Genomic DNA, 26358 nt, shown 5'->3' with positions numbered 1-26358 from the left:
ATGGCCGACCAGCCGGACGAACAACCCAACGAGATCTTGGAAGCCGCCGCTGCCGCCAAGGCGCGCGGCGCCGCCGCGGAAACGCGCACCGCCGATCCTGCGAAGACCGGACACTGGCCGATGCGGATCATCGGCGTGGGTATCGGGTCGGCCGCGGTGGCCGCGGCGGTTCTGTTCGCCAATTCCGGGCGGAAGAAGGGCAAGACGCGGGGCTGACCGCCGCTCCCCTCCCGCTTGCGGGAGGGGCTGGGGGGGCGCCTGACCGGGAAGAAACCACCCCGGAGACATGCGCCGACGCAATACGGCGACCGGACGGCGCTGGGACACCGGCCGTCACGACGCGCCCACCCCCGCCCCCTCCCGCAAGCGGGAGGGGAGTGATCGGGTGTCCGATGCGCAGGCCGGGGACAGACCTGATCGGCATCGAAAGGGCGCGCACCCGATGCGGATGCCTTTCGCAGGCTCCGAACCCAAGACGAACACGGCGCAGCACCGGCATCCCGCTCCCCTCCCGCTTACGGGAGGGGCTGAGGGTGGGCCTGACCGGGAAGAAACCACCCTGGAGACGGGCGCCGACGCAATACGGCGACCGGACGGCGCTGGGACACCAGCCGTCACGACGCGCCCACCCCCGCCCCCTCCCGCAAGCGGGAGGGGAGTGATCGGGTGTCCGATGCGCAGGCCGGGGACAGACCTGATCGGCATCGAAAGGGCGCGCACGCGATGCAAATGCCTTCGCAGGCTCCGAACCCAAGACGAACACAGCGCCGCACCGACATCCCGCTCCCCTCCCGCTTGCGGGAGGGGCTGGGGGTGGGCCCGACCGGGGAAGAAACCACCCAGGAGACATGCGCCGACGCGATACGGCAACCGGGCGAGGATGGCGTTCCTTCCCCGCCGCCGGGAGATGCGAACCGCCGATTGACACCGCCCGGCCGGACGGGCCACCCTCCGGGGCTCTCGAACCGCCGCTTGCCGGAGCCTATACACATGCGTCTCGTCCGTGCCGCCCTTCTTCTGGGCGCTGCCCTGCTGCCGCTCGCCGCCACCGCCCAGACGGCGGCCCTGACCGACGAGGCGGCCGTCAAGCCGATCGCCTTCACTGAGCGGACTTTGGCCAATGGCCTGCGCGTCTACGCCATCCGCGACACGTCGACGCCGAACGTCGCAGTACAGGTCTGGTATGACGTCGGATCGAAGGACGATCCCAAGGGTCGCTCCGGCTTCGCGCACATGTTCGAGCACCTGATGTTCAAGGCGACGCGCAATCTCGTCTCCGAACAGATGGATCGGCTGACCGAGGACGTCGGCGGCTACAACAACGCTTCGACCAACGACGACTATACCAATTACTATGAGGTGGTGCCGGCCAACCACCTCCAGCGGCTGCTGTTCGCGGAAGCCGACCGGATGGCGAGCCTGGTCGTGGAGCCCAAGAGTTTCGCGTCCGAGCGCGACGTGGTGAAGGAGGAGCTGCGCCAGTCGACGCTCGCACGACCCTACGGCAAACTATTCTCCACCTATCTTTCCGCGGCCTCCTATACGCGCCATCCCTATGCCCGCTCGACGATCGGCAGCATCGAGAATCTCGATTCGGCCGGCATCGACGACGTGCGCGCCTTCCACGCGACCTACTACCGGCCCGACAATGCGATCCTGGTCGTCGCCGGCAACTTCGATCCCGCGACGCTGAACCGCTGGATCGACCAGTATTTCGCGGGCATCGCCAAACCCGCCGGCGCGATCCCGCGCGTGACGGCGACCGAACCCGACCGGACGAAGGCAGTCAGCTACACCGTCTACGAGCCCAATACGCCGCTGCCCGCGGTGCTGATGACGTGGCACGTCCCGGCCGACCGCAGCGCCGATGTCCCCGCGCTAACCGTGCTCAACACGATCCTGTCGACCGGCGAGAGCAGCCGGATGTACGAGAATCTGGTCTATCGCGACCAGCTCGCGCAGGATGCCGCGTCGTTCCTCGACACCAAGCAGGGGACGGGCAATCTCGTCGCTTATGCGATCCTGGCGGGCGGCAAGACGGCGGACCAGGGCGCCGCCGCGCTGAAGGCGGAGATCGCGCGCTTCCGTGACGCGCCGGTCAGCGCCGCCGAACTGGCGGAGGCGAAGAACGAGATCCTGACCGCCGCGATCAAGAGCCGCGAGACCGCGGAGGGCAAGGCGCGCATTCTCGCTTCCTCGGTGATCATCGATGGCGATCCGCGCGCCGCCGACCGCCAGCTGGCCGAGATCGCGCGGGTCACCGCCGCCGACGTGCAAAGGGTCGCGCGCAAATATCTGAACGACGACCAGTCGGCCACGATCCGCTACCTGCCGGACAGCGCAAAGCCGGCCACTGCCACCGGCGATACGATCCAGGTCGCCGCCACGGTGCAGACCGAGCCGCTGACGCCGCCCGCGAACATCGCCGTCGTGACGCCCGCACCCGAGGGGCAGCGCGTGATGCCGCCCGCGCCGGGTGCGCCGGTCAAGGCCAATCTGCCGCAGCCGGTCGAAACGCGCCTTTCCAACGGACTGCGCGTCATCACGGTGGAGAAGCACGACCTGCCGATCACCACCGCCTATCTGGTCGCGACCGGCGGCGAGGCGCTCGACCCCGCCAATCGCCCCGGCGTCAGCCAGCTTGCCGCGACGCTGATGACCAAGGGCACGGCGACGCGCTCCGCGACCGAGATCGCACGGCAGATGGAAAGCCTGGGCGGATCGATCGGCGCCGACGCGGCCGAAGAGGGCGGCTCCGTCGCAGTCACGGTCAAGTCCGACCAGCTCGCGCCGGCGATGACGATCCTGGCGGATGTGGCGCAGCATCCCGCCTTCGCGCCGCAGGAGCTGGAGCGCGCGCGGTCGCAGGCGGTCGATGGCGTCACCGTCGCGTTCAAGAATCCGGCCCAGCTCGCCGCGCTGGTCGCCGATCGCGCGACCTTCGGCGCGTCGCCCTATGGCGCGCCAGGCAACGGTACGCCCGCGTCGCTCAAGGCGATGACCCGCGCCGATGTAACCGCCGCCTATGCGCGTACCTGGCGGCCCGATCAGGCGGCGCTGATCCTGGTCGGCGACGTCACGCCGGCGCGGGCGAAGGCGCTGGCCGAGGCGCAACTGGGCAATTGGCGGGTCGCGGGTCGTGCGACGCCCCTGCCGGCCGCGCCGGCCCTGCCCGCGCCGCGCGTCGTCGCGGTCGACATGCCCGGCGCCGGCCAGGCTGGCGTCGTCGTCGAGCGTCCGGCGATCGCGCGCAACGATCCGCGCTTTTACCCGCTCGCCGTCGCCAACACCGTGCTCGGCGGCGGCTTCTCGTCGCGGATCAACCAGGAGGTGCGGATCAAGCGTGGCCTCGCCTACGGCGCGTCGAGCGGCGTCGACGCGGCGCGGGCGACGGGCAGCTTCGCGGCGCGGACGCAGACCAAGAACCCGACCGCGGCAGAAGTCGTGACGCTGATGACGGCGGAGATGGCCAAGATGGGCGCCGCGCCCGTACCGGACAGCGAACTCGCGTCGCGCAAGGCGGTGTTGGTCGGCAATTTCGGCCGCGGCATCGAGACCACCGAGGGCGTGGCGGGCATCCTCGGCACCTATGTGCTCGACGGCGTGCCGCTCGACGAGCTGCAGCGCTATACGACGAAGGTCGAGGCGGTGACGCCGACGGAGGTGCAGAGCGTGTCGGCGACGTTGCTCGATCCCAAGGCGGCGAGCATCGCCGTGGTCGGCGACGCCAAGCAGTTCATCGCGCCGCTCCGCCAGGCCTATCCGACGGTGGAGACGCTGAGCGAGGGACAGCTCAACCTGGACAGCGCGACCTTGAAATAAGCGTCCAGAGGGTGTCGGTGATGCGTATCGGCGGCAACGCCGTGCATCACCGGCGCGAAGGCTGCTGATCGGGAGCCGGGTGGCCAAGCCGCCCCTTGACCTGTGCCGCTTTGGGCATCGACGGGTCTCCGCAAAGGGGCGCTTTGCACAGCACGATCGGCTATGGGCGGGGCATGCGGGTGCGTGCAGAGACGATGCGGAGGGTGATGCGCGGCTGGCTGGTCGCGATCGGCCTTGCGCTTGCGGTGCTCGTCGCGCTGGCGATGCGGGCGGCGTGGCTCGCCATCGCAGCGCACCCGGCGGGTGGTGTGCCGCCGATGCCCGCAACCGTCGGTTATGAGGCGGAGGCGCATTTCCCCGGCGCGGCGCTGCTCTATGCCGCCGCGGAGGACATGCCCTCCGCCGCCGAACAGGCCGCGCCGGCAGCCGGCGTGACCGGTACGATCGCGCTGCCGCCGCCGCCCGCCGCCGCGGCCCAGCTCTCGGCGGGGCTCCAGGCGGCCGCTGGCGCCGCGCCTTTCTCGATGCGGCTGGCGAGCGCGACCGATCGCGGTCGCGCGGTCGAATGCCTGACCGCCGCGATCTATTACGAGGCGGCGTCTGAGCCGGACGCGGGTCAGGCGGCGGTGGCACAGGTCGTGCTCAACCGCGTCCGTCACCCCGCCTTCCCCGCCACCGTCTGCGGCGTCGTCTATCAGGGGTCGGAGCGATCGGGCTGCCAGTTCAGCTTCGCCTGCGACGGCGCGATGGCGCGCGTGCCGTCGCGCGGGGGCTGGGCGCGCGCGGCGCGGGCGGCGGCCCGGGCGCTCGGCGGCTATGTCTTCGCGCCGGTAGGGCTGGCGACGCATTACCATACCTATGCCGTGACGCCGGCGTGGAACCGGACGCTGGTGCTGACCGACGTGGTCGGCGCGCACCTGTTCCACCGCTGGAAGGGCTATTGGGGCACCGCCGGGGCCTTCACCCGTCCCTATCGCGGCGGCGAACCGCTGCCGGGGCCGCATGCGCCGCCGCTGGAGCCGCCACCACCGTCCACGTTGATCGCAACTACCGCCGCAGTGCCGGTCGCACCCGCCGTCGCCACAAACGCTCCGATGGCGGGAGCCGCGCAGGCGACCGCCCCGCCCGCCTCCGCGAGCGACGATCACCTGCCGCCCGCGTCCACCGTGCTCGACAAGTGGAAGGATTCCGGCAAGCCGCTCAAGTGACGCGTCCCGCCCTTGCCCCATGCCGGGGTGGACGGCATCCGTCCGCCGCGACCGGGGTCAGCGCGCTGCCTTCACATATTTGTCGTACCACGCGATCGCGCGCTGCGTCACGTCGCGCGACTGTTCCGGCGCGGGGACGCAATGGCCGGCGTCCGGATAGATCACCAGGCTGACGGGCACGTTCATGTCCTTCAGCGCGTGCCACCATTCGATCGACTGGGTCGGCGGGACCTCGATGTCACGCTCGCCGACGTAGATGAAGGTCGGCGTCTTCGCCTTCTTGGCGAAATAGACGGCCGAGACGTCCTGATACGCCTTCATGTCCTCGTACATCGTCTTGCCGAAAAAGGGCAGCATCCACTGGTCGATGCCGTTGGTGCCGTAATAGCTGACCCAGTCGGACAGGCCGGCGCCCGCGACGATCCCCTTGAACCGGTTGGTCTGCGTGTTCGCCCACATCGCCATGAAGCCGCCATAGCTACACCCGCCGAGACCGAGCCGGCCATCGTCGATCGGCGCGACCTTCTCCACCGCGTCGATGCCGGCCAGGATGTCGCGCAGGTCGCCGCCGCCGAAGTCGCGCTTGTTCGCGGCGGTGAACGCCTCGCCCTGGCCATAGCTGCCGCGCGGATTGGGCAGGAAGATGTAATAGCCCGCGTTCACCAGCTGCCCGACCATCGTCGTCGGCATCACAAAGCCCGGCGTCGACGCCGCCGACGGACCGCCATGCACCATGGTGATCATCGGCGCCTTGGCGCTGGGCGCGGTGCGCGGGCCGAGCAGCCAGCCCTGCACGTCGAAGCCCTCGTTCTTCCAGCTGACGCTGCGCGCGGCGACGGAGGGCTGGACCGAGTCGTTGTCGTGCGTGAGCTGGCGCAGCGCGGCGACGGGGCCGGCATAGATGGCGGGCGCATGCTCGTAATCCTGCATCACCGCCGCGGCGATGCGGCCATCGGCGGAAAAGACGGCGCGGCCGTCGCCCGCGCTCGCGCTCGCCGCCTGCGCGAAGCCGGGAGCGACCGCGCGGCCAGGCTCCAGCATGCCCAGCCGGACGCGGTCTCCGACGAGGCTGACGGTGCGCAGCCCGCCCCGCGTCCAGTCGATCGTCGTCACCGTCTCCTTCGCGCCCGCCGTGACGTTGCGCGGCGTGCCCCCGGCGAAGGGCACGGTGAAGACATCGCCGCCGATCGAGCCGAAGTCGCTCATCAACCCGCCGATATAGGCGATCGTGCGGCCGTCGGGCGAAACGCGTGGCTGGTTGAGCTGCGTCGCGGGCTTGGCGATCTGGCGCACGGCACCGCTCTGCGCGTCGATCGCGTCCAGCGTCGCGACCCACCAATTGTTGTCGCCGTTGCCGAGCGCGGTGGTCGCGACGAAGCCGCGGCCGTCGGGCGTCCAGTCATATTCATAGACGTAGCGGCCTTGCGGCGAGACCGGCTGCACGTCCGCGACGTTGCTGGCGGCGACGTCGAACACGGCGAGCCGCTGCTCGTCGTTATGCTCGCCGATCTCGCCGATCATGCGCACGCCGGCCTGCGTCGCGCCCGATTCCTTAGCCGCCCCGAGCGTGACGAGCAGCGCGACGCGCCTGCCATCGGGCGAGACGCGCGGCGTCTGCGCGATGCCGCGCACGGTCGCGAGCGTTCGCACCTTGCCCTTCGCATCGGCCCCCGCCTCCCCGACATAGTCGAGCGCGACCGTGCCGGCCTTGTAATCGCGCGCGAGGAAGACGAGGTCGCCGTTGGGGGCGAAGGTCAGGCCCGAATAGCCGCAGCTGGCGCAGGGATCGAGCGTGCCGATGACTTTGCCGTCAGCCGCGCTGCGCAACGTCACCACGCCACGCCCCGCCTGTGCCTCGATCGTCGCGATCCGGTCGCCGGCGGGACTGAGCGCGAGCGCCCCATATTGATGGATGACGGGCACGGTCTGCGACGCGGCGGGGATCGCGGAGACGAGGATGGCGGCAGAGGCAAAGGCGGCGGATTTCAAGCGCATGACGGCTCCGGACGGGCGGTGGATGCGCGCAGCTTAGCGTGCCTCGACGCGCCCGCAAGGGGAACGGGTCAGCGGCGCTGACCGTTGGCCGCGAATGAGCACAGGAGCCGGACGATGAAGGACGATCTCAAGCCGACGACCGAAACGCGCGACCCCAATCTGTCGACCGAACATCAGCGCCCGGGCGATGCGCGCCGCCCGAGCGAGACGCTCGACAAGGGGCAGCCCGAAGGGGAGACGATCCCGCGCAAGTCGTCGCTCACCAAGAACGCCTAGCGCCGTCGGGCCGGGACGACCCCGGTCGCGCACCTTACGCGGCGGCTATTCCCTGTCCGCGCCCCTGCCCCGGTGTCGCCGCCGCTGCCCCTCCGCGCCGGAACGGCGTATCGACAACCAGCGCACGGCAGCGCGATGCCGGGCGGCGATTACGCCGCTCGGCGAACCTCCGTGCGAGCAATAACGGGGACCATCGGCCGCATGCCCTCCCCACGGGCCGGCGGGGCCGCAGGTCAGGTGGTCGCGGGTTCGCGCAGCGGCAGCGCCCTGCCGGTCTGGCGATCGAGCCCGAGCGCGGTCACCACGTCGAGGGCGGTGACGGCCGCGACGAACGCGAGCGCCGCCTGGACGGCGCGGTTGCCGGGAGCGCGACGGGCGGCGGCGCCGAGCGCGGTCAGGTCCATGACGTCGCCGAGCACGCGGTTCCAGATCGTCGTCGAATGGCCCGGCGCCTGGAAGATCGCCGCGCCTGCCGCCACCTCCCGCGCGCCGAAGCCCCTTACGAGGCCCGGGTGATCCGGTGCCGAAAGCGCCTTGGCGATACGCCGGGGCGCGAGCAGCTCGGCTGCGCCAAGCGCGATGCTGAAGATGCCGAGACCGATGCTAAGTTTTTTATAATCCACGATATTGTCTCCGGAACGCGGAACGGGCCGGCCCAACGGATCGGACCGGCCCGCGTTCCTGCCGGATAAGGCGGATCAGTCCTTCAATCCGGCTGGTACCGCGCCGCCGTTCTGCGACAGTTCGCGCATCACCGCCTGGTGCAGCCAGATGTTCATCTCGGCCGATCCATCCTTGGCACCCGTATAGCCGAGCTCGGTCGCCAGCTGCTTGCGGTTGTCGAGGCTGGAATCGAGGTCGAGCAGCTTCATCAGGTCGACGATCGAATGGCGCCAGTCGAGGTTCGGGTTGCCCTTTTCCTGCGCGATGCGGGCGATGGCCGCCTCGGCGTCGACCGACTGCGCGGCGGGAGCCGCCGGTGCAGGCGCGGCTGGGGTCGGGGCCGGGGCGGGCGCGGCGGCGGGCCCCTGGGGTGCCGGCGCGGCGGGCCGCTCCGGTTCGGCGTCGGTCGTCTGCGGATGCCCGCTCTGCGTGTTGGCGGCATGGCCGGAGAATTGACCACCTAGCGGCCCCTTGTCGCCGAAGATCGCATGGCGGATCGCGCCGAAGATGCTCATCGATATACTCCTGCTACAGATAGACGAATGAGAGGCGTTCAGGCCGCGCCGGCGCCTTCGCTGAAGCCGCTGCCGCGATCGGCGACCAGCGTTGGCGCGGGGCCCGTCGCGGGGCGCAGCGCTTCCTTCTCGGCGTCGGTCGGCACGGCGGTGGGATCGGGGCGGAAGGCGTCCGGCGCGCGGCTGTCGGCGCCGGGATGCGCATCGCCCATCAGGTCGGTTGGCACATGCTCGGCGGCGGGATTGCCGGGTCGCTCCTCGAAATGCTTCTCTTCCTCGGCGCGGCCGACCGGCGCGGCGGCCATGGTCGCGGGTCGCGGATGGATCGGCGAGGTGGTGCTATCGCCAGGCACTGCGCCGACGCCTGCGTTCAGCGGATCGGACGCGCCGTCGTTGGCGGCGTCGTCGCGGCGGCCGGGCTTCCTGCCGGGCTGCGGACCGAAAGCGGCAGCGCCCGCGGTCCACGCCGCCGCACCGGCGGCGAACGCGCCGAGGCCGAAGGCGATCTTCTTGTAAACCATGGGGAATGTCCTTTCGCCGGTCGGGGATCGATGGCCCAACGGGTCAAGGTGCGGCGGCGTTCCGTGGGGATGGCGGTCGCCGACGTTGATAGTTTTCCCGAAGAGGGGGGACGCCGCGGGGTTGGAGATGGCGCGGCTGAGGACGAGGAATCAACAATCTCGGATGATCGCGCCCTGAGACAATCTGGCCTTGGGGTCAGGCGCTCCATCCCCCGTCGATGTTGTAAATCGACCCCGTGATGAAGCCGGCCTCTGGCGAGGCGAGATAGGCCACGAGCGCCGCGACTTCATCAGCAGTACCATGGCGACGAATGGCAAGCGGCGTCCTGTTTTCCGACGCCTGTGGACCATCTGCAGGGTTCCGCTCGGTATCGATCGGTCCCGGCTGGACAAGGTTTGCCGTGATGCCGCGGATACCGAGATCACGGGCGAGCCCTCTTGTGAGTCCCGCCAATGCAGCCTTGCTGGCGGCGTACAGTGTTACACCGGCGCCAGGCGCTCGGTCTGCGACGATGCTGCCGATCGTGATGATCCGGCCTCCCTCGGGCATGGAAGCTGCCACGCGCTGTGCGGCGAGGAACGGCGCACGCACGTTCACCGCGAATACGCGATCGAACGCGCCCTCAGCATACTCTGCGAGGTCCCCGGTCTCTGCGGTGCCGGCTACGTTCACAAGAATGTCGATGGCGCCGAAATGCGCGACCGCTTCATCTACCGCCGCTAGCAACGCATCCTCGTCGGCCACATCGGCCTGCAGGCGCAGGACAGGGGCGCCATCTTCCTCCAGTTTTTTCGCAAATGCCCGCGCCTCATCGGTCCGTGCCCGATGAATGATCGCCATCGCTATGCCTTCAGCATGCAAGCGACGGCTGATCGCAGCGCCTATGCCCCGCGTTCCACCGATGATGAGCGCAACTTTTCGTTCGAGCGAAGTCATCCTGCCCCCCTATGTCGGCCGGCGTGCCGGAGCATAGGCGGGGATAGCGATGACCGGAATGACAATCAGGCACCCAAGCAAGGTGCCGACATAGGCTCCTACTCCGCCGCCTCCGCCCGCATGCCTTTCAACAACGGCGCCAGATACTTCCCCGTATAACTCCGCTTCTCCTTCACCACCTCTTCCGGCGTGCCCGTCGCGACGATCTCGCCGCCTTTGACGCCGCCTTCCGGCCCCAGGTCGATGATCCAGTCGGCGGTCTTGATGACGTCGAGGTTGTGCTCGATCACCACCACGGTGTTGCCCTGCTCGACCAATTGGTGGAGCACCTCGAGCAACTTGCGCACGTCCTCGAAATGCAGGCCAGTGGTAGGTTCGTCGAGGATGTAGAGCGTGTTGCCGGTGGCGCGTCGCGACAGTTCCTTGGCGAGCTTGACGCGCTGCGCCTCGCCTCCGGAAAGAGTCGTCGCCTGCTGGCCGACCTTGACATAGCCCAGGCCGACCTCGACCAGCATCTCCATCTTGTCGCGGATCGGCGGCACCGCCTTGAAGAACTCCGCGGCATCCTCGACCGTCATGTCGAGCACGTCGGCGATGCTCTTGCCCTTGAACTTCACCTCCAGCGTCTCGCGGTTGTAGCGCGCGCCGTGGCAGACGTCGCAGGTGACGTAGACGTCGGGAAGGAAATGCATCTCGATCTTGAGCACGCCGTCGCCCTGGCACGCCTCGCAGCGGCCGCCCTTGACGTTGAAGCTGAAGCGGCCCGGCTTGTAGCCGCGCGCCTGCGCCTCCGGCAGGCCGGCGAACCAGTCGCGGATCTGCGTGAAGCTGCCGGTATAGGTCGCCGGGTTCGAACGCGGGGTCCGGCCGATCGGCGACTGGTCGATGTCGATCACCTTGTCGAGGTGCTGGAGCCCGGTGACCTTGTCGTGCTTGCCGGCGAGGATGCGCGCACCGTTGAGCTGGCGCGCGGCGGCGGCGAAGAGCGTGTCGATCGTGAAGCTCGACTTGCCCGAGCCGCTGACGCCGGTGATGCAGGTGAAGGTGCCGAGCGGGATGCTGGCGGTGACGCCGGTCAAATTGTTCGCGCGGGCATTGTGTACGGTCAGCTTCTTGCCGTTGCCCTTGCGGCGGGCTTCCGGCACTGGAACCTCGCGCACGCCGTTCAGGTAATCGGCGGTGACGGACCCGTCGCTGGCGAGCAGTTCGGGCAGCGTTCCCTTCGCGACGACCTGGCCGCCGTGGACGCCCGCGCCCGGCCCCATGTCGATCACGTAATCGGCGGTGCGGATCGCATCCTCGTCATGCTCGACGACGAGCACGGTGTTGCCGAGATCGCGCAGCCGCCGGAGCGTCGCGAGCAGCATGTCGTTGTCGCGCTGGTGCAGCCCGATCGACGGCTCGTCGAGCACGTAGAGCACGCCCGACAGGCCGCTGCCGATCTGGCTGGCGAGGCGGATGCGCTGGCTCTCGCCGCCCGACAGCGTGCCGCTGGTCCGGTCGAGGTTGAGATAGTCGAGCCCGACGTTGTTGAGGAAGCCGAGCCGCTCCACGATCTCCTTCAGGATACGCTCGGCGATCGCGCGCTGCTGGTCGGAGAGCGTCTGCGGCATGTCGGTGAAGAAGGCGAGCGCGTCGACCACCGACAAATGCGTCGCATGCGCGATGTCCTGGCCGGCGATCTTCACCGCCAGCGCCTCGGGCTTCAGCCGCGCGCCGTGGCACACCTCGCACGGCCGGCTCGACTGGTAGCGCGACAGCTCCTCGCGCATCCAGGCGCTCTCCGTCTGGAGCATGCGGCGGTTGAGGTTGCCGATGACCCCCTCGAACGGCTTCTTGACGTCGTAGCTCTTCTTGCCGTCGATGAAGGTCAGCGTCACCGCGGTCTTGCCGGTGCCGAACAGGATCTTGTCCTGGATTTCGGGGTGCAGGTCCTTCCACGGCGTGTCGAGGTCGAACTTGAGCTCGCGCGCGAGGCTGCCGAGCACCTGCATGTAATAGGGGCTGGGCGGATTGGACTTGGCCCAGGGGACGACGGCGCCCTTCTTGATGCTGAGGTCGTGGTTGGGGACGACGAGGTCCTCGTCGAACAGCAATTTCTCCCCCAGACCGTCGCACGCCGGGCAGGCGCCCTGCGGCGCGTTGAACGAGAACAGGCGCGGCTCGATCTCCGGGATGGTGAAACCGGAAATCGGGCAGGCGAACTTCTCGCTGAACACGATCCGTCCCGGCGGCGCGTGATCGCCGAGCACCGCGGACTTGGGTGTGTGCGGTTCGACTGGATCCGCCGGGTCGACATAGGCGAGCCCGTCGGCGAGGCCGAGCGCGGTCTCGAAGCTTTCGGCAAGCCGCGTGGCGATATCCTCGCGGATGACGAGGCGATCGACGACGACCTCGATGTCGTGCTTGAACTTCTTGTCGAGCGCGGGCGCCTCGTCGATCTCGTAAATCTCGCCGTCGATGCGGACGCGGGTGAAGCCCGCCTTCTGCCACTCGGCCAACTCCTTGCGATATTCGCCCTTGCGGCCGCGCACGACGGGGGCGAGCAGGTAAAGGCGAGTCCCCTCCGGCAGGGTCATCACGCGATCGACCATCTGGCTGACCGTCTGCGCGGCGATCGGCTCGCCCGTCGCGGGGCTATAGGGAATGCCGACGCGCGCCCAGAGCAGGCGCATGTAATCGTAGATCTCGGTGACCGTCGCCACCGTCGAGCGCGGATTGCGGCTGGTCGTCTTCTGCTCGATCGAGATCGCGGGACTCAGGCCCTCGATATGGTCGACGTCGGGCTTCTGCATCAGCTCGAGGAACTGGCGCGCATAGGCCGACAAAGATTCGACGTAGCGCCGCTGCCCCTCGGCATAGATGGTGTCGAACGCCAGGCTCGACTTGCCCGAGCCGGACAGGCCGGTGATCACCGTCAGCGTGTCGCGCGGGATGTCGACGTCGACGTCCTTGAGGTTGTGCTCGCGCGCGCCGCGGACGGAAATGGTGGTGAGGCTCATGCTCGCGGTTCTACTTCTGTTCCGGGAAATATGCTAGGTTTGCAGATAGGAACGCGCGAAAGCTGCTGCCAGCACCATTGATCCCTCCCGCATGTGTATTACCTTGGTCAGGCACAGCGACGAGGCGACGATGGCGAAGGACAAGAAGGCGAAGAAGGCCGAGAAGGCCGAGAAGGTCGGGAAAGCGAAGAAGACCAAGCTGCCCAAGGAGGTGATGGGCATCCGCCTGCCGAAGGAAGTGCGCGAGATCGGCGGCGCCGTGCTGGAAAAGGCCAACACGCCGCAGGGCCGGGAGATGCTGGCGGCGGGCCTGACGATGGCGGCCGCGGCGGCGAGCGCGGCGGTGGCGAAGGGCCGGGCGAAGCGCGACGCCGCGCCGACGCAGCCGGCCCCGCTCCAGCCGGCCCAGCCCCAACCCGTCCCACCGGAGCCGGCCGCGAAAGGCGCGGTGCCACCCTCCCCACCGCCGCCCCCCGCCCCGCCTCGGGGTACCGACCGCGACCCCGATCCCGCCGCGATGCTGGCGATGGTGGGCACGGTGGCCGAAACGGTGCTGGGCAAGCTGTTCGCGAAGAAGGCATGACCTTTCACTTTCCACGATTTCATGGATCCGAATTGGCCGTGACATCGCCGAGCACATCCGAAACGGGTCTACCCAATTCCTTATGAATCAGGCGCCTTCCTGACCGGCAGTGCATCGCGGCCCCGAATGCGCATCTGCATGACGCGATAAGATGCCATTACGGATACGTCTGGCCTACTCTCCGACTCCCCTGCGATTTACACGATCGCTTGCATTTCGCAGGGAGCAATGTCGTGGGAAAGACTGCAACAATCAAGGACAAGGAAAAACAAGACGCCGAATTTCGCAGCTTCATGGAAAAGCTCGGCACCGAGTCGAAGGCCGACGAAGACAAGCTTCTTGCCGAAATTCGCACATTGGTCGACGAACATTACAAAGCTAACGGATGGGATCACGCGCGACTGTTCGGCGAACGACGCAGCGACTATCAGAACTACGGCGACTGGGGACTGGATCGCGTCAATGCGATCATCAAGTCGATCGGCGACGCGCTGGCCGCCGGTGATTACCCGTCCTCCAAGGTGCCCGGGTCTGACGAAGCCAGCAAGAGCACGATCGAAGAAGCGAAGAAGTTCAAGGGCATTTTCGCCGGCGATTATTCGCTGATCGTCGCACGCGTGCAGGCCCTGATTTCCGGCGCGCTCAGCCAGTTTTCGATCAGGTCTGAGGTCACTCGCAAGTCGGAACTGCGCGACCTGCCGTTGTCGGGCGGCCTTCATCTATTCTTTGCGTCTTCCGGCAAGGTCTACAAGGAAAACCGCTTCTTCAGCAATCAGTTCATCGGTGCGTTCCAGATCGTGTTCGAGGCCTATGTGAGTGCCGACGAAGCGAAATACGTGGGAATCCAGCAGATCCTGGCGACGACCGAGCAGGAACTGGCCATCCTCAACGATCTTATCATCACGATTCGGCAGCAACAGGCCACCAGCCTGAAAGAAATCGTGAAGAACGATATCAAGGATTACCAGTCGACAAAGGCCGCCTACGACCTGGCGCTCGATGACACCAAGGCGGATCGCGACAAGGTGATCGAGCAATACAACAAGTACAAGACCGTCACGGATACGGTCGACCGGCTGTTCGACGAGCTGGATCTGACAGAGTTCGGCGTCGCCGCTGCCGCGAGCGAAGCACTCCAGATCGACCACCTCTTCAACCCCTGGGAAGCCGCGCTGGCGCGGCGCCACATCCGGGAAAGGCTTGCCGCCTAAACCGCACCCGGGCGCCCGCCCGGGCGCCGTCGGGTGAGACAGCGAACGAATCCTGCAAGGAGGATCAACCGTGCCTTTGACACCACAAGAAGCGCTCTTCATCTTCAACCACACGTTGGGCTGTCGCTACGGCACGACGATAGACGGCGCCGCATACGGATTCATGGACATCGTCGGCGCAGGGGCGGACGGCGGCGACAGGATCGTGCCGCTGCCGACGCTTCGCGCTTGGCTGACGGATCCGAGCCAGCCGCAGTTCGAACCGCGCTGGCACAATCGACTGTGGAACACCTGCGGCATGATCGTCGGGCTCAGCCCGGCGGGCAACGTGATGCTCGTCACCAAGGCGTCGCCCACAGCGGAGCGCTATCACTTCAACAGCCCCCTCGCCCGCGGTGACGGCTATTCGTTCCGGAAATGCAATCGACTGCCTCCGAATGCCGCCATCCTGGCGAATATCGCGTATGGCGTCGGAGCGAGCGTACCGGAGGCGGAGGACATCACCGCCATCGATAACTTCGACGGTGTCGATGCGCGAACCGTCAAATACCTTTACGACACGATACTGGCGACCATCAAGAAACTGACGGACAAGGCGTTCGCTTAAAGCCTTTCGCCATGCCGGTCGGAGGCGGCGGCCGGGCTGCCGCCTCCCGATTTCGCACGACGCGGTCTCGACGGTGAGATCGTGCGAAGAAACCGTGGGCGCGCCCGCCTCATGACGGCGCCCGATCGATCCGAAATACCGGCACCGGTTGCCGCGACCCGCCGGGGGGCGCCGGCCGTTTCTTTGATGGCAGGACATCGCCGCCGTGCGATCGCAAGCCCGCCGCCCGCATGCCGAGCCTCTCGTCACGCCCCAGGTCGGGCAGGCCATGGCGCGTCGCCTCACCCTTGTCCCGACGGAGGTTTCGCGAGCCGGAGGCTGCCGATCGCGCGGTGGCAACCTTGCCGGACGCGTGTGCCGTCCGGCCCGAGCACCGTCGACATGGTCGAAAACAAAAGAAGAATGATCGGTTTTGAACAGCAAATCGGAGCCATCTGTGCTGGAGCTTGGTCGTACCGCCGCGCCACCCTGCCGACAGGGGGAACGCCATGGCGGACGATGTGGAAACAATACGGATCGACCGGTTCATCGAGCGCTGGCGCCGCAACGAGGGCGGCGCCGAGCGCGCGAATTACGTGCTGTTCCTGACCGAGCTGTGCGATCTTCTCGGCCTCGATCGTCCCGACCCTGCCGAGGCGGACCATGCGCGCAACGATTACGTCTTCGAGCGCGCCGTGACCTTCCACGACGGTGGCGACCGAACCGGGCATGGACGCATCGACCTCTACAAGAAAGGCTGCTTCGTCCTCGAGGCCAAGCAGAGCCGCGAGCCCGGCGGGGCGAAGGAGGTGTCGCTCGGCGGCACGCAGGCGACGCTACCTGGCTTCGAGGCTGCGATGCGGGGACGACGCAGCGCGCATCGCGGCTGGGACGTGCTGATGCGCAACGCGCGCGAGCAGGCGGAGCAATATGCCCGCGCGCTGCCGGAAAGCCACGGCTGGCCGCCGTTCATCCTGGTCGCAGACGTCGGCCATGCGATCGAGGTGTTCGCGGACTTTTCCGGTCAGGGAAAGAATTACCGGCAGTTCCCGGATCGCGGCGGCTACCGCATCTACCTGGACGACCTGCGCCGTGCCGAGGTGCGCGCGCGGCTGGTCGCCATCTGGACCGATCCGCAGGCGCTCGATCCCGCGCGTCGTGCCGCGACCGTGACCCGCGACATCGCCGGGCGACTGGCGCGCGTCAGCAAGCGGCTGGAGGATCGCGGCCACGATGCCGAGGCCGTCGCCCATTTCCTGATGCGCTGCCTGTTCACGATGTTCGCGGAGGACACCGGCCTGTTGGAGAGGGGCTGTTTCACGCGGCTGCTGGCGGAAACGCGGACGGCGCCGGAGGCCTTCGCGCCCCTGCTGGAGGGCCTGTGGGCGGAGATGAACCGCGGCGGCTTCTCGCACGTGCTGCACCGGCCGATCCGCCGGTTCAACGGCGGCCTCTTCGCCGATGCGCGCGCGATCGCGCTGGAACCCGCGGAGATCGGCGAACTGCATGAGGCCGCGCGACACGTCTGGACGGAGGTTGAGCCGGCGATCTTCGGCACGCTGCTGGAACAGGCGCTCGACGCGCGCGAGCGTCGCCGACTGGGCGCGCATTACACGCCGCGTGCCTATGTCGAGCGGCTGGTGGTCGCCACCGTGATCGCGCCGCTCCAGCGCGAATGGGAGGAGATCGTGCTCGGCACCGTCGAGCACGAGCGCAGCGCCGATCCCGCCGCCGCGATCCGCGCGGTGCATGATTTTCACGAGAAGCTGGCGGGCATCGTCGTGCTCGACCCGGCATGCGGAACCGGCAACTTCCTCTATGTCGCGCTCGAACTGATGAAGCGCCTGGAGGGCGACGTGCTGGAGGTGCTCGCCGACCTCGGCGGCCAGGAGGCGCTGGCGCTCGAAACCGCGACCGTCCACCCGCGCCATTTCCTGGGGATCGAGGTCAATCCGCGCGCCGCGGCGATCGCCGAGCTGGTGCTGTGGCTGGGCTATCTGCAGTGGCAGATCCGCAATGGCGGCACGGTGTCGGACCCTGTCCTCGAGACGCTGCGCACGATCGAGGTCGGCGACGCAATCCTGCGCCACGAGGGCCCCGCCGCGGGCCGGCCGACGCGACCCGCCTGGCCGGAGGCGGATTATATCGTCGGCAACCCGCCCTTCATCGGTGGCAAGGACATCCGTGCGCGGCTGGGCGATGCCTATGCGACCGCACTGTGGAAGGCGCATCCCAAGGTCAACCGGTCGGCCGATTACGTCATGTACTGGTGGGATCGCGCGGCCGAGCGGCTGACGGAGCCGGGGACACGGCTGAAGCGGTTCGGCTTCGTCACGACCAACTCGATCACCCAGACCTTCAGCCGCCGCGTCATCGCCCGGCGGATGGCGGCCGCCCGGCCCGTCTCGCTGGTGATGGCGATCGCGGATCATCCGTGGACCAAGGCCACCCGCGACGCCGCCGCGGTGCGCATCGCGATGAGCGTGGCGGAGGCGGGCGTGCACGACGGCGTCGCGCTGACGGTGACGGAGGAGCGCGGGCTGGACAGCGACGCACCGGAGATCGGCTTTGCTGCGCGTGAGGGGCGCATCCATGCGGACTTCAGCATGGGTGTGGACCTGCAATCGGCGCAGGCGCTCGTCGCCAATCGATGGCTGTGTTCGCCGGGCGTCAAGCTCCACGGTGCCGGCTTCATCGTCACGCCGGCGCAGGCCGAGGCGATGGGCAGGTCCCGCCGCGATGGCCTGTCCGGCCACATCCGGCCCTATCTGAACGGTCGCGACCTCGTCGGACGCCCGCGCGGCGTACTCGTGATCGATCTGCTCGGTTTAAACGAATCAGAGGTGCGGCGACGGTATCCGGAGGTCTACCAGCATCTACTGACCACGGTGAAGGCGGATCGCCTTCGCAACAACAGGGCAAGCTACCGTGAGGAATGGTGGCTTTTCGGCGAACCCCGTCGCGAACTGCGCCCGGCTTTGGCGCACCTGAGCCGCTACATCGCGACCGTCGAGACAGCCAAGCATCGGATCTTCACCTTCGTCGACGCGAGCGTGCTGCCCGACAACAAGATAGTGTGCATCGCCGCAGACGACGCCGCCGTGATGGGCATCCTCCACTCAAGGGTTCATCGAAAATGGTACCTCGCGAATGCAGGTATGATCGGCATCTTCAATAAGCCCGCCGTTTACGCAAAGACTGCGAGCTTCGATCCTTTTCCCCTGCCCCCGCTCACGCCTCCGACCCAATCGCGCATCGCCGACCTTGCGGAGGAGCTTCAAGCCCTCCGTGATTCCGTCGCCGCTGATCACCCGGATATTACGCTGACCGTGATGTACAACATCCTCCAGAAGGTGAAGGACGGCGCCGCCTTGGCCAGGAGGGAACAGGACCAGCGTCGTCGCGGCCATGTCGACATCATCGCGGAACTGCACGACCGGATCGATGTCGCCGTGGCGGACGCCTATGGCTGGCCGGTCGACCTGCCGGCGGAGGAGATCGTCGCCCGCCTCGTCGCGCTCAACGCCGAGCGCCGGACGGAGGAGCGGCGGGGCAAGGTGCGCTGGCTGCGCCCATCGTATCAGATCGCGCGCGCCGGGCTCAGCGCGCTGCCCGGCATCGGCGCGCCGTCCGAGCAGTTCGAGGCGCGCTTCGACGCGCCCGACGCCAAGCCCCGGTTCCCGCGCGATGCGGTCGGCCAGACGGCGGCGGTGTTTGCCGCGCTGCGAGCGGGCGCGGTGCTGGATGCGGCGATGATCGCGCGGGGATTTGCGCAAGGCCGCAAGATCGAACGCCGTGTCGCGGCGACGCTGGAGGCGCTGGCGCGGCTCGGCCATGTCGCGCGCGACCGTGAAGGCTATCGCCTGCGCCGTGCCGCATAAGAAAAGGGGGCGGCCCTGCGGCCACCCCCAAAGGTTCGCTGACGAACTGGTCGATCAGAAGCCGATGCGCACGCCCGCGTAATAGCGGCGGCCGAGCGGGTCGTAGGTACCGGCATCGGTATCCTGACCCGCCGAGGCGCCGATGTCGGCGAGATACGGCGGCTTGTTGTTGAGCAGATTGTCGCCGCCGACGAAGAACTCGAAATTGTCCTTGGTGCGGAAGCGGATCTGCGAGTCGAGGTAGAACTGCGGACGGACGCGGACGAGCGGATCGGAGCCCGGACGCTCGCCGGTGATCTGATCGTCGACGCTTGCCTGACTGAGCCACGTGCCGGTCAGCGTCAGGCCGACGCCCTCGATATCCCACGACCCGTTGACGGTGAACTTGTCGCGCGAAGCGCCGATCTCGCCGGCGAAATAGTCGCGATCCGCACCCGGTAGCGGCACGGTATAGCCGGAGATCAGGTGCGTGTACGAACCGCGCAGGCCGAGCGTACCGTCCAGACCCCAGTCGGCGAGGTTCTGGCGCCAGGTCACCGTGGTGTCGATGCCCGACGTCTTGACGCCGCCGCTGTTGAGATAGGAGGTGGTCAGCTGCTGGATCGAACCGGCGCTGTTCGGGCCGCTCACTGCCGCACGGCGGGTGATGCGATTGCAATAATCGGTCGCGCCGCCCTGGTAGCATTGGTTGAGGATGTACTGCAGCGGCGTCTGCACGATCGCGTCACGGATGCGGACGTTGAAATAGTCCACCGTCAGGACGAAGTTACGCAGCGCGTTGACCGAACGCGGGTTGATCACGACGCCGGCGGTGAAGCTGTCGCCCTTTTCTTCCTGCAGGTTGGGGTTGCCGCCCTCGAAGCTGGTGATGCCCTGACGATCCGACTGGTTGAGCGTGAACACGCCGCCGTTCGCCGCGATATTGGCGAGTACGCCCGGCGCCGCACGGCAGTTGGTCGACACAATGCCGGTCGACGTCGCGGTGACGCCGGTGCACGGATCGACCAGACCCGACGGGAAGTTCTGCTGCGGGGCGGAGAACAGCTCGTTGATGTTCGGCGCACGCACCGAGCGCGCCTTGATCACGCGGAAGCGGATGTCCTCCACCGGCGCCCATTCGCCGCCGTAGTTGTAGCTGACCGTGGTGCCGACCGTCGAATAGTCCGACACGCGCACCGCGCCGCGCACCGACAGCGAATGGAAGAACGGCTTGTCCTGGATGATCGGGACAATCGCCTCGCCGAAGCCTTCCCAGACGTGGAAGCGGCCCGAGGTCGCCGGCAGCGCGTTGTTGCCGTTCAGCCCCTGCTGCGTCAGCAGGTCGAACGTGTTGCTGCTGGTCTCGCGGCGATATTCGGTGCCGATGTTGATGCCGATCGGGTCGGCGCCGAAGAGCGAGAACAGCTTGCCCGTGACGTTCCCGCCGAACACCGTCTGCGTCACCTTCGCGTCCAGCGTGGTCGGCACGGCGAGATAGCCGGCCGCCGGGGCGAGCAGGCCCGCGCCGCCATAGACGTTGGCCGGGACGCAGCCCGCCGCGCGCGCCGTCGGATCGGCGCAGACGATCTGGCCGGTCGCGGGGTCACGATAGGCGTTGAGCGCCTGGATGAAGTTCAGCGTGTTGAACTGGCCCGTGCCGTCCTGATGCTCCTTCGACTGGCCGTAGATGCCGTAGAGCTCGTACTGCCAGCGGCCGTCGGCGAAACTGCCGTCAAGGCCACCGGCGATGCGGAACAGATCTCGATCCGCGCTGCTGGTACGGGGGCCGAAGTCGTTCAGACGGCGGGTGAAGGATACGTCGCGCAGCCCGTCGCCATTGGTGTCGGTTGCCGCATTGAAGATCGCGTCCGGCACGAACGGGTTGCGATAGCGCACGCCGCCGACGATCGTCTCGATCGGGATCTGCGCGCTGCGGCGCGGGTCGCCGAAGGTCGAATCGAGCGGGAATGCCTCGATCACCGTCTGCACCTTGGTCTTGGCGTAATTGCCCTCGAGCCACAGGTTGGCAGCCGGCGAGACTTCGAAATTGGCGCGGCCCGCCGCGACGTAGCGCTCGACCGGCACCGCGAGGTAGCGATAGTCGGAGCGGTTGAAGCCGTCAGGCCCGGCGACCGTGCCGTTGGCGTTGACGCAGCCGCCCGTACCGTTTGCGCTGAAGCAGTTGCGCAGCGCGCCGTCCTGGCCGTAGGTGAAGCTCTGCCCGCCGGCGATGATGCGGCCCTGCGGCGCATAGCTCGACAGGAACGGACGCACGGGATCGTTCGGATAGATGTCGTTGCTGGTCGAATCGACCGCGCTCGAGCCGGCTTCGGTCGAGCGGTTGCGCTTCAGGACGGTACCCTGCTTCGAATAGCTGCCGAACAGCATGATGTTGCCGCGGCCGTCCGCGAAGTTCTTGCCGCCGAGCAGGCTGACCTGGCGGTCGGCGCCGTCGCCATGCTCGGAAATGCCCATCTGGCCGTCGAGCTGCAGGCCCTCGTAATTCTTCTTGTAGATGATGTTGACGACGCCGGCGACCGCGTCCGAGCCGTAGACGGCGGAGGCGCCGCCGGTCAGCACGTCGATCCGGTCGATGAACTGGGTGGGGATGACGTTGAGGTCGACCGCCTGGCTGCCCGGCTGGCCCGAGACGAAGCGGCGGCCGTTGACCAGCACGAGCGTGCGGTCCTCACCGAGGTTGCGCAGGTTGACGGTCGCGGCACCCGCGCCCTGGGTCGCGAAGGACGAGTTGGTGCGGCTGATGCCCGGCGAACCAAAGGCGGGGTTGAGCTGCAGCACTTCCTGGACGTTGATCGCGCCCTGCTGCTGGATCTGCTCGGCGCCGATCACCTGCAGCGGCGACGCGCTGGCGGCGGCGGGCGAGGCGATGCGCGAACCGGTCACGACGATGTCGCCGCCCGGCGTCGCGGCTTGCGTCGACGTCGCGTCGTCGCCAGCGGGGGTGACGCCGGTCGCGGCCGGGCTGGCGGCCTGATCGTTGGTCGTGTCGGCGGGCGTGCCGGTGTTCGGGACCGTCTGGTCCTGCGCCGCGGGTGCCGGGGTGCCGGCCTGTTGCGCGGCGGCGGGCGTCGCGAGCATGGCCGCGCCGACGAGAAGAGAGGTCGCGAGCAACTGGCGACGGTACGCGATGGTCATGGTCCCTGATCCTAAATGTCTTGTTATCGACCAATTCGGGCAGCATAGCTGACCGGATCGGCGCCCCTAGAGTGTTTCAAACAGATGGACCACTGACCTAGTGACGTGGACTTCATCATTTTTCCGATATGTTGCGCGGAAGACACAGTCGGCAACATGCTGAAACGTCCGTGTCACGGACCATTCGCATGCCGCGGTGGCAGTGATCTAGGCGCGACGCGCGACGTATGATTTCACGGCCTCCGGACATTGCGGCGGCTGCAACAAAAGCGCAGAGCCTGACCCCATGTCGTCACCGTCCGCCCCCCCTCGCCGCCTGCGCCGACGCGTCGTCGCGGTCGGCGGGATCGCGGCGACGATCGCGTGCGGCATGGCCGGACTGTGGACGGCGGCTGGCTTCTTCGCTGGCGAGGCGACGCGCCTCTACCCGGCGCACGCACCGGCGCTGCCGATCGCGGCGGTGGTATTCTCCGGCGATCTGGGCCTGCGCTTCGGCATGGCGGCAGAGACGACGGAAGGGCTCGCGGCGCAGGGTGTCACCGTCCTCGGCATCAATACGCCGACGCTGTTCGGCCGATGGCGCAGCGCCGCGACGGTCGACCGCATCGTCGCCGACGGCGTGCGCGCCGGCCTGGCGCGGACGGGCGCGGAGCGGCTGGTCCTGATCGGCCAGTCCTTTGGCGCGGACATCCTGCAGACCGGCCTGATCGCATTGCCCGCGGACCTGCGCGCGCGTGTGGCGGGCGTGGTCCTGGTCGTGCCGGGCGAAACGATATTCTTCCGCGCGGACCCGTCGGGCATCGCCTATCTGGGAAAGCCCGCATCGCGCGCCGCCGACACGGTGAACGAAAGCGACTGGGCGCCGCTGACCTGCATCTACGGCATTGAGGAAGGCGACAGCGCCTGTCCGCTGGTGCATAGACGCGAAGCGCGCGTCATTGCGATGCCGGGGGGGCATTTCCTGAAAAACGATCACAGCGCGCTCGTTGCGCACGAAATGGACGCGGTCCGCCGTGCGTTGCCCGCCCCGGCGGGGGCGGTCCGCTGACCATGCCGGCGTTCGTCGCCATGCTGTTCGCGCTTGCCGCGCAGACGCCGCCCGCGGCCCGCGACCCGGTGATGGGGCGCTGGAGTAATCCCAAGGGCACATTGGCCGTGGAGACCCATCCCTGCCCCGACGGCACGCTGTGCGGCACGATCGTCTGGGCGAGCGCCCATGCGCAGGCCGCGGCGCGGCAGGCGAAGCTGCCGCCGCTGGTCGGCACGCGCCTGCTCCATGATTACCGCCGGGTCGGCGCGGGTCATTGGGAGGGCCGCGTCTTCATACCCGACATGGGTCGCAGCTATGCCTCGCACATCCAGCAACACTCCCCGGCGCGGCTGACCATATCGCAATGCTTGCTCGGCCGTTTCCTGTGCAAATCGCAGGTCTGGCACCGGATCGGCTGATGGATGTGAACGCCCGGATCGATGCCGCGCTGGCGCTGGCCGCGCGCTACCGTCGCATCCTGACGGTGGCGGCGGTCGCGCTGATCGCGCTGATCGGGTTCGAGGCGCTGCACATCGTCCTGAAGCAGGTGCATCTGCGCGACGTGCGCGCCGCGCTCCATGCCATCCCGGACGGCAGGATCGCGGCGGCACTGGGGCTGACGGTCCTGAGCTATCTCGTGCTGACCGGGCTCGACTGGGTCGCGCTGCGCACGATCGGCCGGCCGCAACCGTGGCGGATCGCGGCGGCAGGCTCGTTCACCAGCTACACGCTCAGCCACAATTTCGGGATGGCCGTGCTGACCGGCGGATCGGCCCGACTGCGCATCTATGGCGCCGCGGGTCTGTCCCTGGGCGAGGTCGCGCAGGTCGCGGGGATCGCCGGCGTCTCCTTCTGGGGCGGCATCTTCGGTGCGGCCGGGATCGGACTGCTGCTGACGCCGGGTGCCGTCGCGCTCGGACCGGTGACGGTGCCCGCCCTCGCCGCGCGGCTGATCGGCGCCGGGCTGATCGCGATGCTCGCCATCCCGCCGATCGCGCGGGCACGCGGGCTGTCCAGTATCGGCGTCTCGCGCTGGCGGATGCCGGTGCCTGCGGTGCGCGACATGGCCACCCTGACCGGCCTGTCGTTGATCGACCTGGCGGGCGCATCCGCCGCGCTGTTCGTGCTGGTGCCCGGTACTGCGGTCGGCGCCTATCCCGATTTCCTCGTCGCCTATGCCGTTGCGGTCATCGTCGCTTTGGTCCTGCACGTCCCCGGCGGCCTGGGCGTGTTCGAGACCGTGGTGCTGGCGACGGTGCCCGGCGACCGGCCGACGATCTTCGCCGCCTTGCTCCTGTATCGGCTGATCTATTACCTTCTGCCGCTGCTGATCGCGGCGATCGGCATTGCGGCGACCGAAGGATGGCGGCTGCGGCATCCGCTGCGCCGGTCGCTGGGCATCGCCGACAGGGCGGCTCAGGCGCTTGGCCCGGGCGCGGTCACCGCCCTCGTCTTCGTCGCCGGCTTCGTACTGCTCGTGTCGGGCGCGCTACCGGGGGTGAAGGGGCGGCTCGCCGACCTCGACGATCTGGTGCCGCTGCCGTTCATCGAGGGGTCGCACATGGCGGGCAGCCTGATCGGCACCACACTGCTGCTCGTCGCCCCCGCGCTCAACGCGCGCCTCCGCTCCGGCTGGGCTGCGGCGCGCGCGCTGCTGGTCGGTGGCGCGATCTTCTCGCTCATGAAGGGCCTGGATTGGGAGGAGGCGCTGCTGCAGCTCGTCGTCGCGGGCGTGCTGCAATATTGCCGGCCCAGTTTCTATCGCTCTGGCGGCATCCTGACCGACCGGCCGCGCTGGCCGTGGCTGGCGGCGGCGGTCGCGGCGCTGGGCCTGAGCATCTGGGCCGGATTCTTCGCCTACAAGCGGACGCCCTATGCCGACGATCTGTGGTGGCGGTTCGCGCTCGACGGCAACGCGCCGCGCTTCCTGCGCGCGAGCTTCGCGGCGGGTGTGCTGCTCACCGCGGCGAGCGCGTGGCAGTTGCTGACCGGCAGCCGTACCACCCGGGTCACCGATGCGCCCCCACCGCCGGCAGTCCTGGACGCGCTGGCCCGCGCGCCGCGTGCCGACGCCAACCTCGCCTTCACGGGGGACAAGAGCTTCATCGTGTCGGCGGCGGGCGACGCGTTCCTGATGTATCGCGTGCAAGGCCGGACATGGACGGTGATGGGCGATCCGATCGGACCGACCGCCGCCTGGGGCGAACTGGCGTGGAGCATCCGCCGCGCATGCGACGCGGGGGCCGGGCGATTGTGCGTCTATCAGGCGAGCGAGCGGATGTTGCCCCTCTTCGTCGAGCTTGGCCTGCAACCGATCAAATATGGCGAGGAAGCGCTGCTCCCCCTCGACACCTTCGCGTTGGCGGGACCGCGCGCGAAGCCGCTGCGCCATGCGATCCGGCGCAGCGAGCAGGCCGGCGCGACCTTCTCGGTCGAGCCGGCGTCTGCGGTCCCCCTGCTGGTCGAGGAAATGCGCGCGGTGTCGGACGCTTGGCTGGCGCACAAGAAGGGCCGCGAAAAGCGCTTCAGCCTCGGCGCCTTCGATCCCGATTACCTCGCCCGGTTTCCCGTCGCGCTGGTGCGGTGCCAGGGGCGGATCGTCGCCTTCGCCAACATCTGGTCCTCCGGCGACGGCGCCGAGATATCCGTCGACCTGATGCGCCACTTGCCCGACGCGCCCTATGGCACGATGGAGGCGATGATGGTGCGGCTGATCGAATGGGGTCGGGCGCAGGGTTATGCACGGTTCAACCTCGGCATGGCACCGCTCGCCGGCCTGCCGACGGGGCGGCTCGCCCCGATATGGGCGCGGCTGGGCCATGCCCTGTTCGCCAATGGCGAGCGGCTTTACGGCTTTGCGGGGCTTCGCGCGTTCAAGGCGAAGTTCGGCCCCGTGTGGGAGGCGCGCTACATCGCGACGCCGCCCGGCGTGGCGATGCCGCGCGCGTTGCTCGATCTCGCGCGGCTGGTAAGCGGATAGGAGGAACGCGACG

Annotated in this window: 18 protein-coding genes; 11 read left to right on the top strand and 7 right to left on the bottom strand. The window is 68.2% G+C overall.

Annotation, left to right across the window (positions count from 1 at the left end):
• The 3 genes from RF701_RS13500 (at position 1) to RF701_RS13490 (ending at position 5030) form a co-directional block, all read left to right on the top strand.
• Complete coding sequence (locus RF701_RS13500) at positions 1-216, top strand: hypothetical protein (RefSeq protein WP_203308663.1); 216 nt, start codon at positions 1-3, stop codon at positions 214-216.
• Between the two features lie 774 nt (positions 217-990).
• On the top strand, positions 991-3822 hold the full coding sequence (locus RF701_RS13495; protein ID WP_308815254.1) for a pitrilysin family protein: 2832 nt from the start codon (positions 991-993) through the stop codon (positions 3820-3822).
• A gap of 143 nt (positions 3823-3965) precedes the next feature.
• Positions 3966-5030, top strand: coding sequence for a cell wall hydrolase (locus RF701_RS13490; RefSeq protein ID WP_374758628.1), 1065 nt, complete (start codon positions 3966-3968; stop codon positions 5028-5030).
• 57 nt (positions 5031-5087) lie between these two features.
• Here RF701_RS13490 and RF701_RS13485 read toward each other — a convergent pair whose 3' ends face one another.
• Positions 5088-7025 (bottom strand): S9 family peptidase, encoded by a 1938-nt coding sequence (locus RF701_RS13485; protein WP_308815253.1) that lies wholly within the window; start codon positions 7023-7025, stop codon positions 5088-5090.
• A 114-nt stretch (positions 7026-7139) separates the two neighbouring features.
• On the opposite strand from RF701_RS13485, the gene RF701_RS13480 reads away from it, so the two are divergent.
• Positions 7140-7301 (top strand): hypothetical protein, encoded by a 162-nt coding sequence (locus tag RF701_RS13480; RefSeq protein WP_210357079.1) that lies wholly within the window; start codon positions 7140-7142, stop codon positions 7299-7301.
• A gap of 233 nt (positions 7302-7534) precedes the next feature.
• On the opposite strand, the gene RF701_RS13475 is transcribed toward RF701_RS13480, so the two are convergent.
• The 5 genes from RF701_RS13475 to uvrA form a co-directional block, all read right to left on the bottom strand.
• Complete coding sequence (locus RF701_RS13475) at positions 7535-7924, bottom strand: hypothetical protein (RefSeq protein WP_308815252.1); 390 nt, start codon at positions 7922-7924, stop codon at positions 7535-7537.
• A gap of 75 nt (positions 7925-7999) precedes the next feature.
• On the bottom strand, positions 8000-8479 hold the full coding sequence (locus tag RF701_RS13470) for a DUF3597 domain-containing protein (RefSeq protein ID WP_308815251.1): 480 nt from the start codon (positions 8477-8479) through the stop codon (positions 8000-8002).
• Between the two features lie 38 nt (positions 8480-8517).
• Entirely contained in the window at positions 8518-9000 is a 483-nt protein-coding gene (locus RF701_RS13465; RefSeq protein WP_210357082.1) for a hypothetical protein, read from the bottom strand.
• 196 nt (positions 9001-9196) lie between these two features.
• A complete protein-coding gene (locus RF701_RS13460; RefSeq protein WP_308815250.1) occupies positions 9197-9937 on the bottom strand; it encodes an SDR family oxidoreductase in 741 nt (246 codons plus the stop codon).
• A 98-nt stretch (positions 9938-10035) separates the two neighbouring features.
• A complete protein-coding gene (gene uvrA / locus RF701_RS13455) occupies positions 10036-12939 on the bottom strand; it encodes an excinuclease ABC subunit UvrA (RefSeq protein WP_308815249.1) in 2904 nt (967 codons plus the stop codon).
• 91 nt (positions 12940-13030) lie between these two features.
• Here uvrA and RF701_RS13450 point away from each other — a divergent pair, with 91 nt between their 5' ends.
• The 4 genes from RF701_RS13450 (at position 13031) to RF701_RS13435 (ending at position 19200) form a co-directional block, all read left to right on the top strand.
• Positions 13031-13522 carry a hypothetical protein gene (locus RF701_RS13450; protein WP_246847981.1) on the top strand — a complete coding sequence of 164 codons (492 nt, stop codon included), beginning with the start codon at positions 13031-13033 and terminating at the stop codon, positions 13520-13522.
• Between the two features lie 233 nt (positions 13523-13755).
• Positions 13756-14733 (top strand): hypothetical protein, encoded by a 978-nt coding sequence (locus RF701_RS13445; RefSeq protein ID WP_308815248.1) that lies wholly within the window; start codon positions 13756-13758, stop codon positions 14731-14733.
• Positions 14734-14803: 70 nt separating this feature from the next.
• Positions 14804-15340, top strand: a complete 537-nt coding sequence (locus tag RF701_RS13440) for a hypothetical protein (protein ID WP_308815247.1) — start codon at positions 14804-14806, stop codon at positions 15338-15340.
• A gap of 488 nt (positions 15341-15828) precedes the next feature.
• Complete coding sequence (locus tag RF701_RS13435; RefSeq protein ID WP_308815246.1) at positions 15829-19200, top strand: DNA methyltransferase; 3372 nt, start codon at positions 15829-15831, stop codon at positions 19198-19200.
• A gap of 54 nt (positions 19201-19254) precedes the next feature.
• Here the strand turns inward: RF701_RS13435 and RF701_RS13430 are convergent, their stop codons facing one another.
• On the bottom strand, positions 19255-22335 hold the full coding sequence (locus RF701_RS13430; protein ID WP_308815245.1) for a TonB-dependent receptor domain-containing protein: 3081 nt from the start codon (positions 22333-22335) through the stop codon (positions 19255-19257).
• A gap of 286 nt (positions 22336-22621) precedes the next feature.
• Here RF701_RS13430 and RF701_RS13425 point away from each other — a divergent pair, with 286 nt between their 5' ends.
• From RF701_RS13425 to mprF, 3 genes are read left to right on the top strand one after another with little or no spacing between them, the layout of a single operon-like run.
• Positions 22622-23383: an AcvB/VirJ family lysyl-phosphatidylglycerol hydrolase gene (locus RF701_RS13425; RefSeq protein WP_210357089.1), complete on the top strand. Its 762-nt coding sequence runs from the start codon at positions 22622-22624 to the stop codon at positions 23381-23383.
• Between the two features lie 2 nt (positions 23384-23385).
• Entirely contained in the window at positions 23386-23784 is a 399-nt protein-coding gene (locus RF701_RS13420; protein WP_210357090.1) for a DUF2147 domain-containing protein, read from the top strand.
• Positions 23784-26345, top strand: coding sequence for a bifunctional lysylphosphatidylglycerol flippase/synthetase MprF (mprF, locus tag RF701_RS13415; protein WP_308815244.1), 2562 nt, complete (start codon positions 23784-23786; stop codon positions 26343-26345). The genes RF701_RS13420 and mprF overlap by 1 nt, the downstream gene beginning before the upstream one ends.
• Positions 26346-26358: the final 13 nt, after the last annotated feature.

The organism is Sphingomonas sp. GV3, assembly GCF_031082075.1.
Classification (GTDB): Bacteria; Pseudomonadota; Alphaproteobacteria; order Sphingomonadales; family Sphingomonadaceae; genus Sphingomonas; species Sphingomonas beigongshangi.
This window is presented reverse-complemented; position numbering and strand designations above follow the sequence as displayed.

What these genes read in the sequence shown, in the direction of transcription:
- RF701_RS13480 (WP_210357079.1), top strand. Translation starts at nt 7,140, where the DNA reads ATGAAGGACGATCTCAAGCCGACGACCGAAACGCGCGACCCCAATCTG.
- RF701_RS13485 (WP_308815253.1), bottom strand. Translation starts at nt 7,025, where the DNA reads ATGCGCTTGAAATCCGCCGCCTTTGCCTCTGCCGCCATCCTCGTCTCC.
- RF701_RS13465 (WP_210357082.1), bottom strand. Translation starts at nt 9,000, where the DNA reads ATGGTTTACAAGAAGATCGCCTTCGGCCTCGGCGCGTTCGCCGCCGGT.
- mprF (WP_308815244.1), top strand. Translation starts at nt 23,784, where the DNA reads ATGGATGTGAACGCCCGGATCGATGCCGCGCTGGCGCTGGCCGCGCGC.
- uvrA (WP_308815249.1), bottom strand. Translation starts at nt 12,939, where the DNA reads ATGAGCCTCACCACCATTTCCGTCCGCGGCGCGCGCGAGCACAACCTC.
- RF701_RS13470 (WP_308815251.1), bottom strand. Translation starts at nt 8,479, where the DNA reads ATGAGCATCTTCGGCGCGATCCGCCATGCGATCTTCGGCGACAAGGGG.
- RF701_RS13435 (WP_308815246.1), top strand. Translation starts at nt 15,829, where the DNA reads ATGGCGGACGATGTGGAAACAATACGGATCGACCGGTTCATCGAGCGC.
- RF701_RS13425 (WP_210357089.1), top strand. Translation starts at nt 22,622, where the DNA reads ATGTCGTCACCGTCCGCCCCCCCTCGCCGCCTGCGCCGACGCGTCGTC.
- RF701_RS13450 (WP_246847981.1), top strand. Translation starts at nt 13,031, where the DNA reads ATGTGTATTACCTTGGTCAGGCACAGCGACGAGGCGACGATGGCGAAG.
- RF701_RS13460 (WP_308815250.1), bottom strand. Translation starts at nt 9,937, where the DNA reads ATGACTTCGCTCGAACGAAAAGTTGCGCTCATCATCGGTGGAACGCGG.
- RF701_RS13495 (WP_308815254.1), top strand. Translation starts at nt 991, where the DNA reads ATGCGTCTCGTCCGTGCCGCCCTTCTTCTGGGCGCTGCCCTGCTGCCG.
- RF701_RS13420 (WP_210357090.1), top strand. Translation starts at nt 23,386, where the DNA reads ATGCCGGCGTTCGTCGCCATGCTGTTCGCGCTTGCCGCGCAGACGCCG.
- RF701_RS13500 (WP_203308663.1), top strand. Translation starts at nt 1, where the DNA reads ATGGCCGACCAGCCGGACGAACAACCCAACGAGATCTTGGAAGCCGCC.
- RF701_RS13430 (WP_308815245.1), bottom strand. Translation starts at nt 22,335, where the DNA reads ATGACCATCGCGTACCGTCGCCAGTTGCTCGCGACCTCTCTTCTCGTC.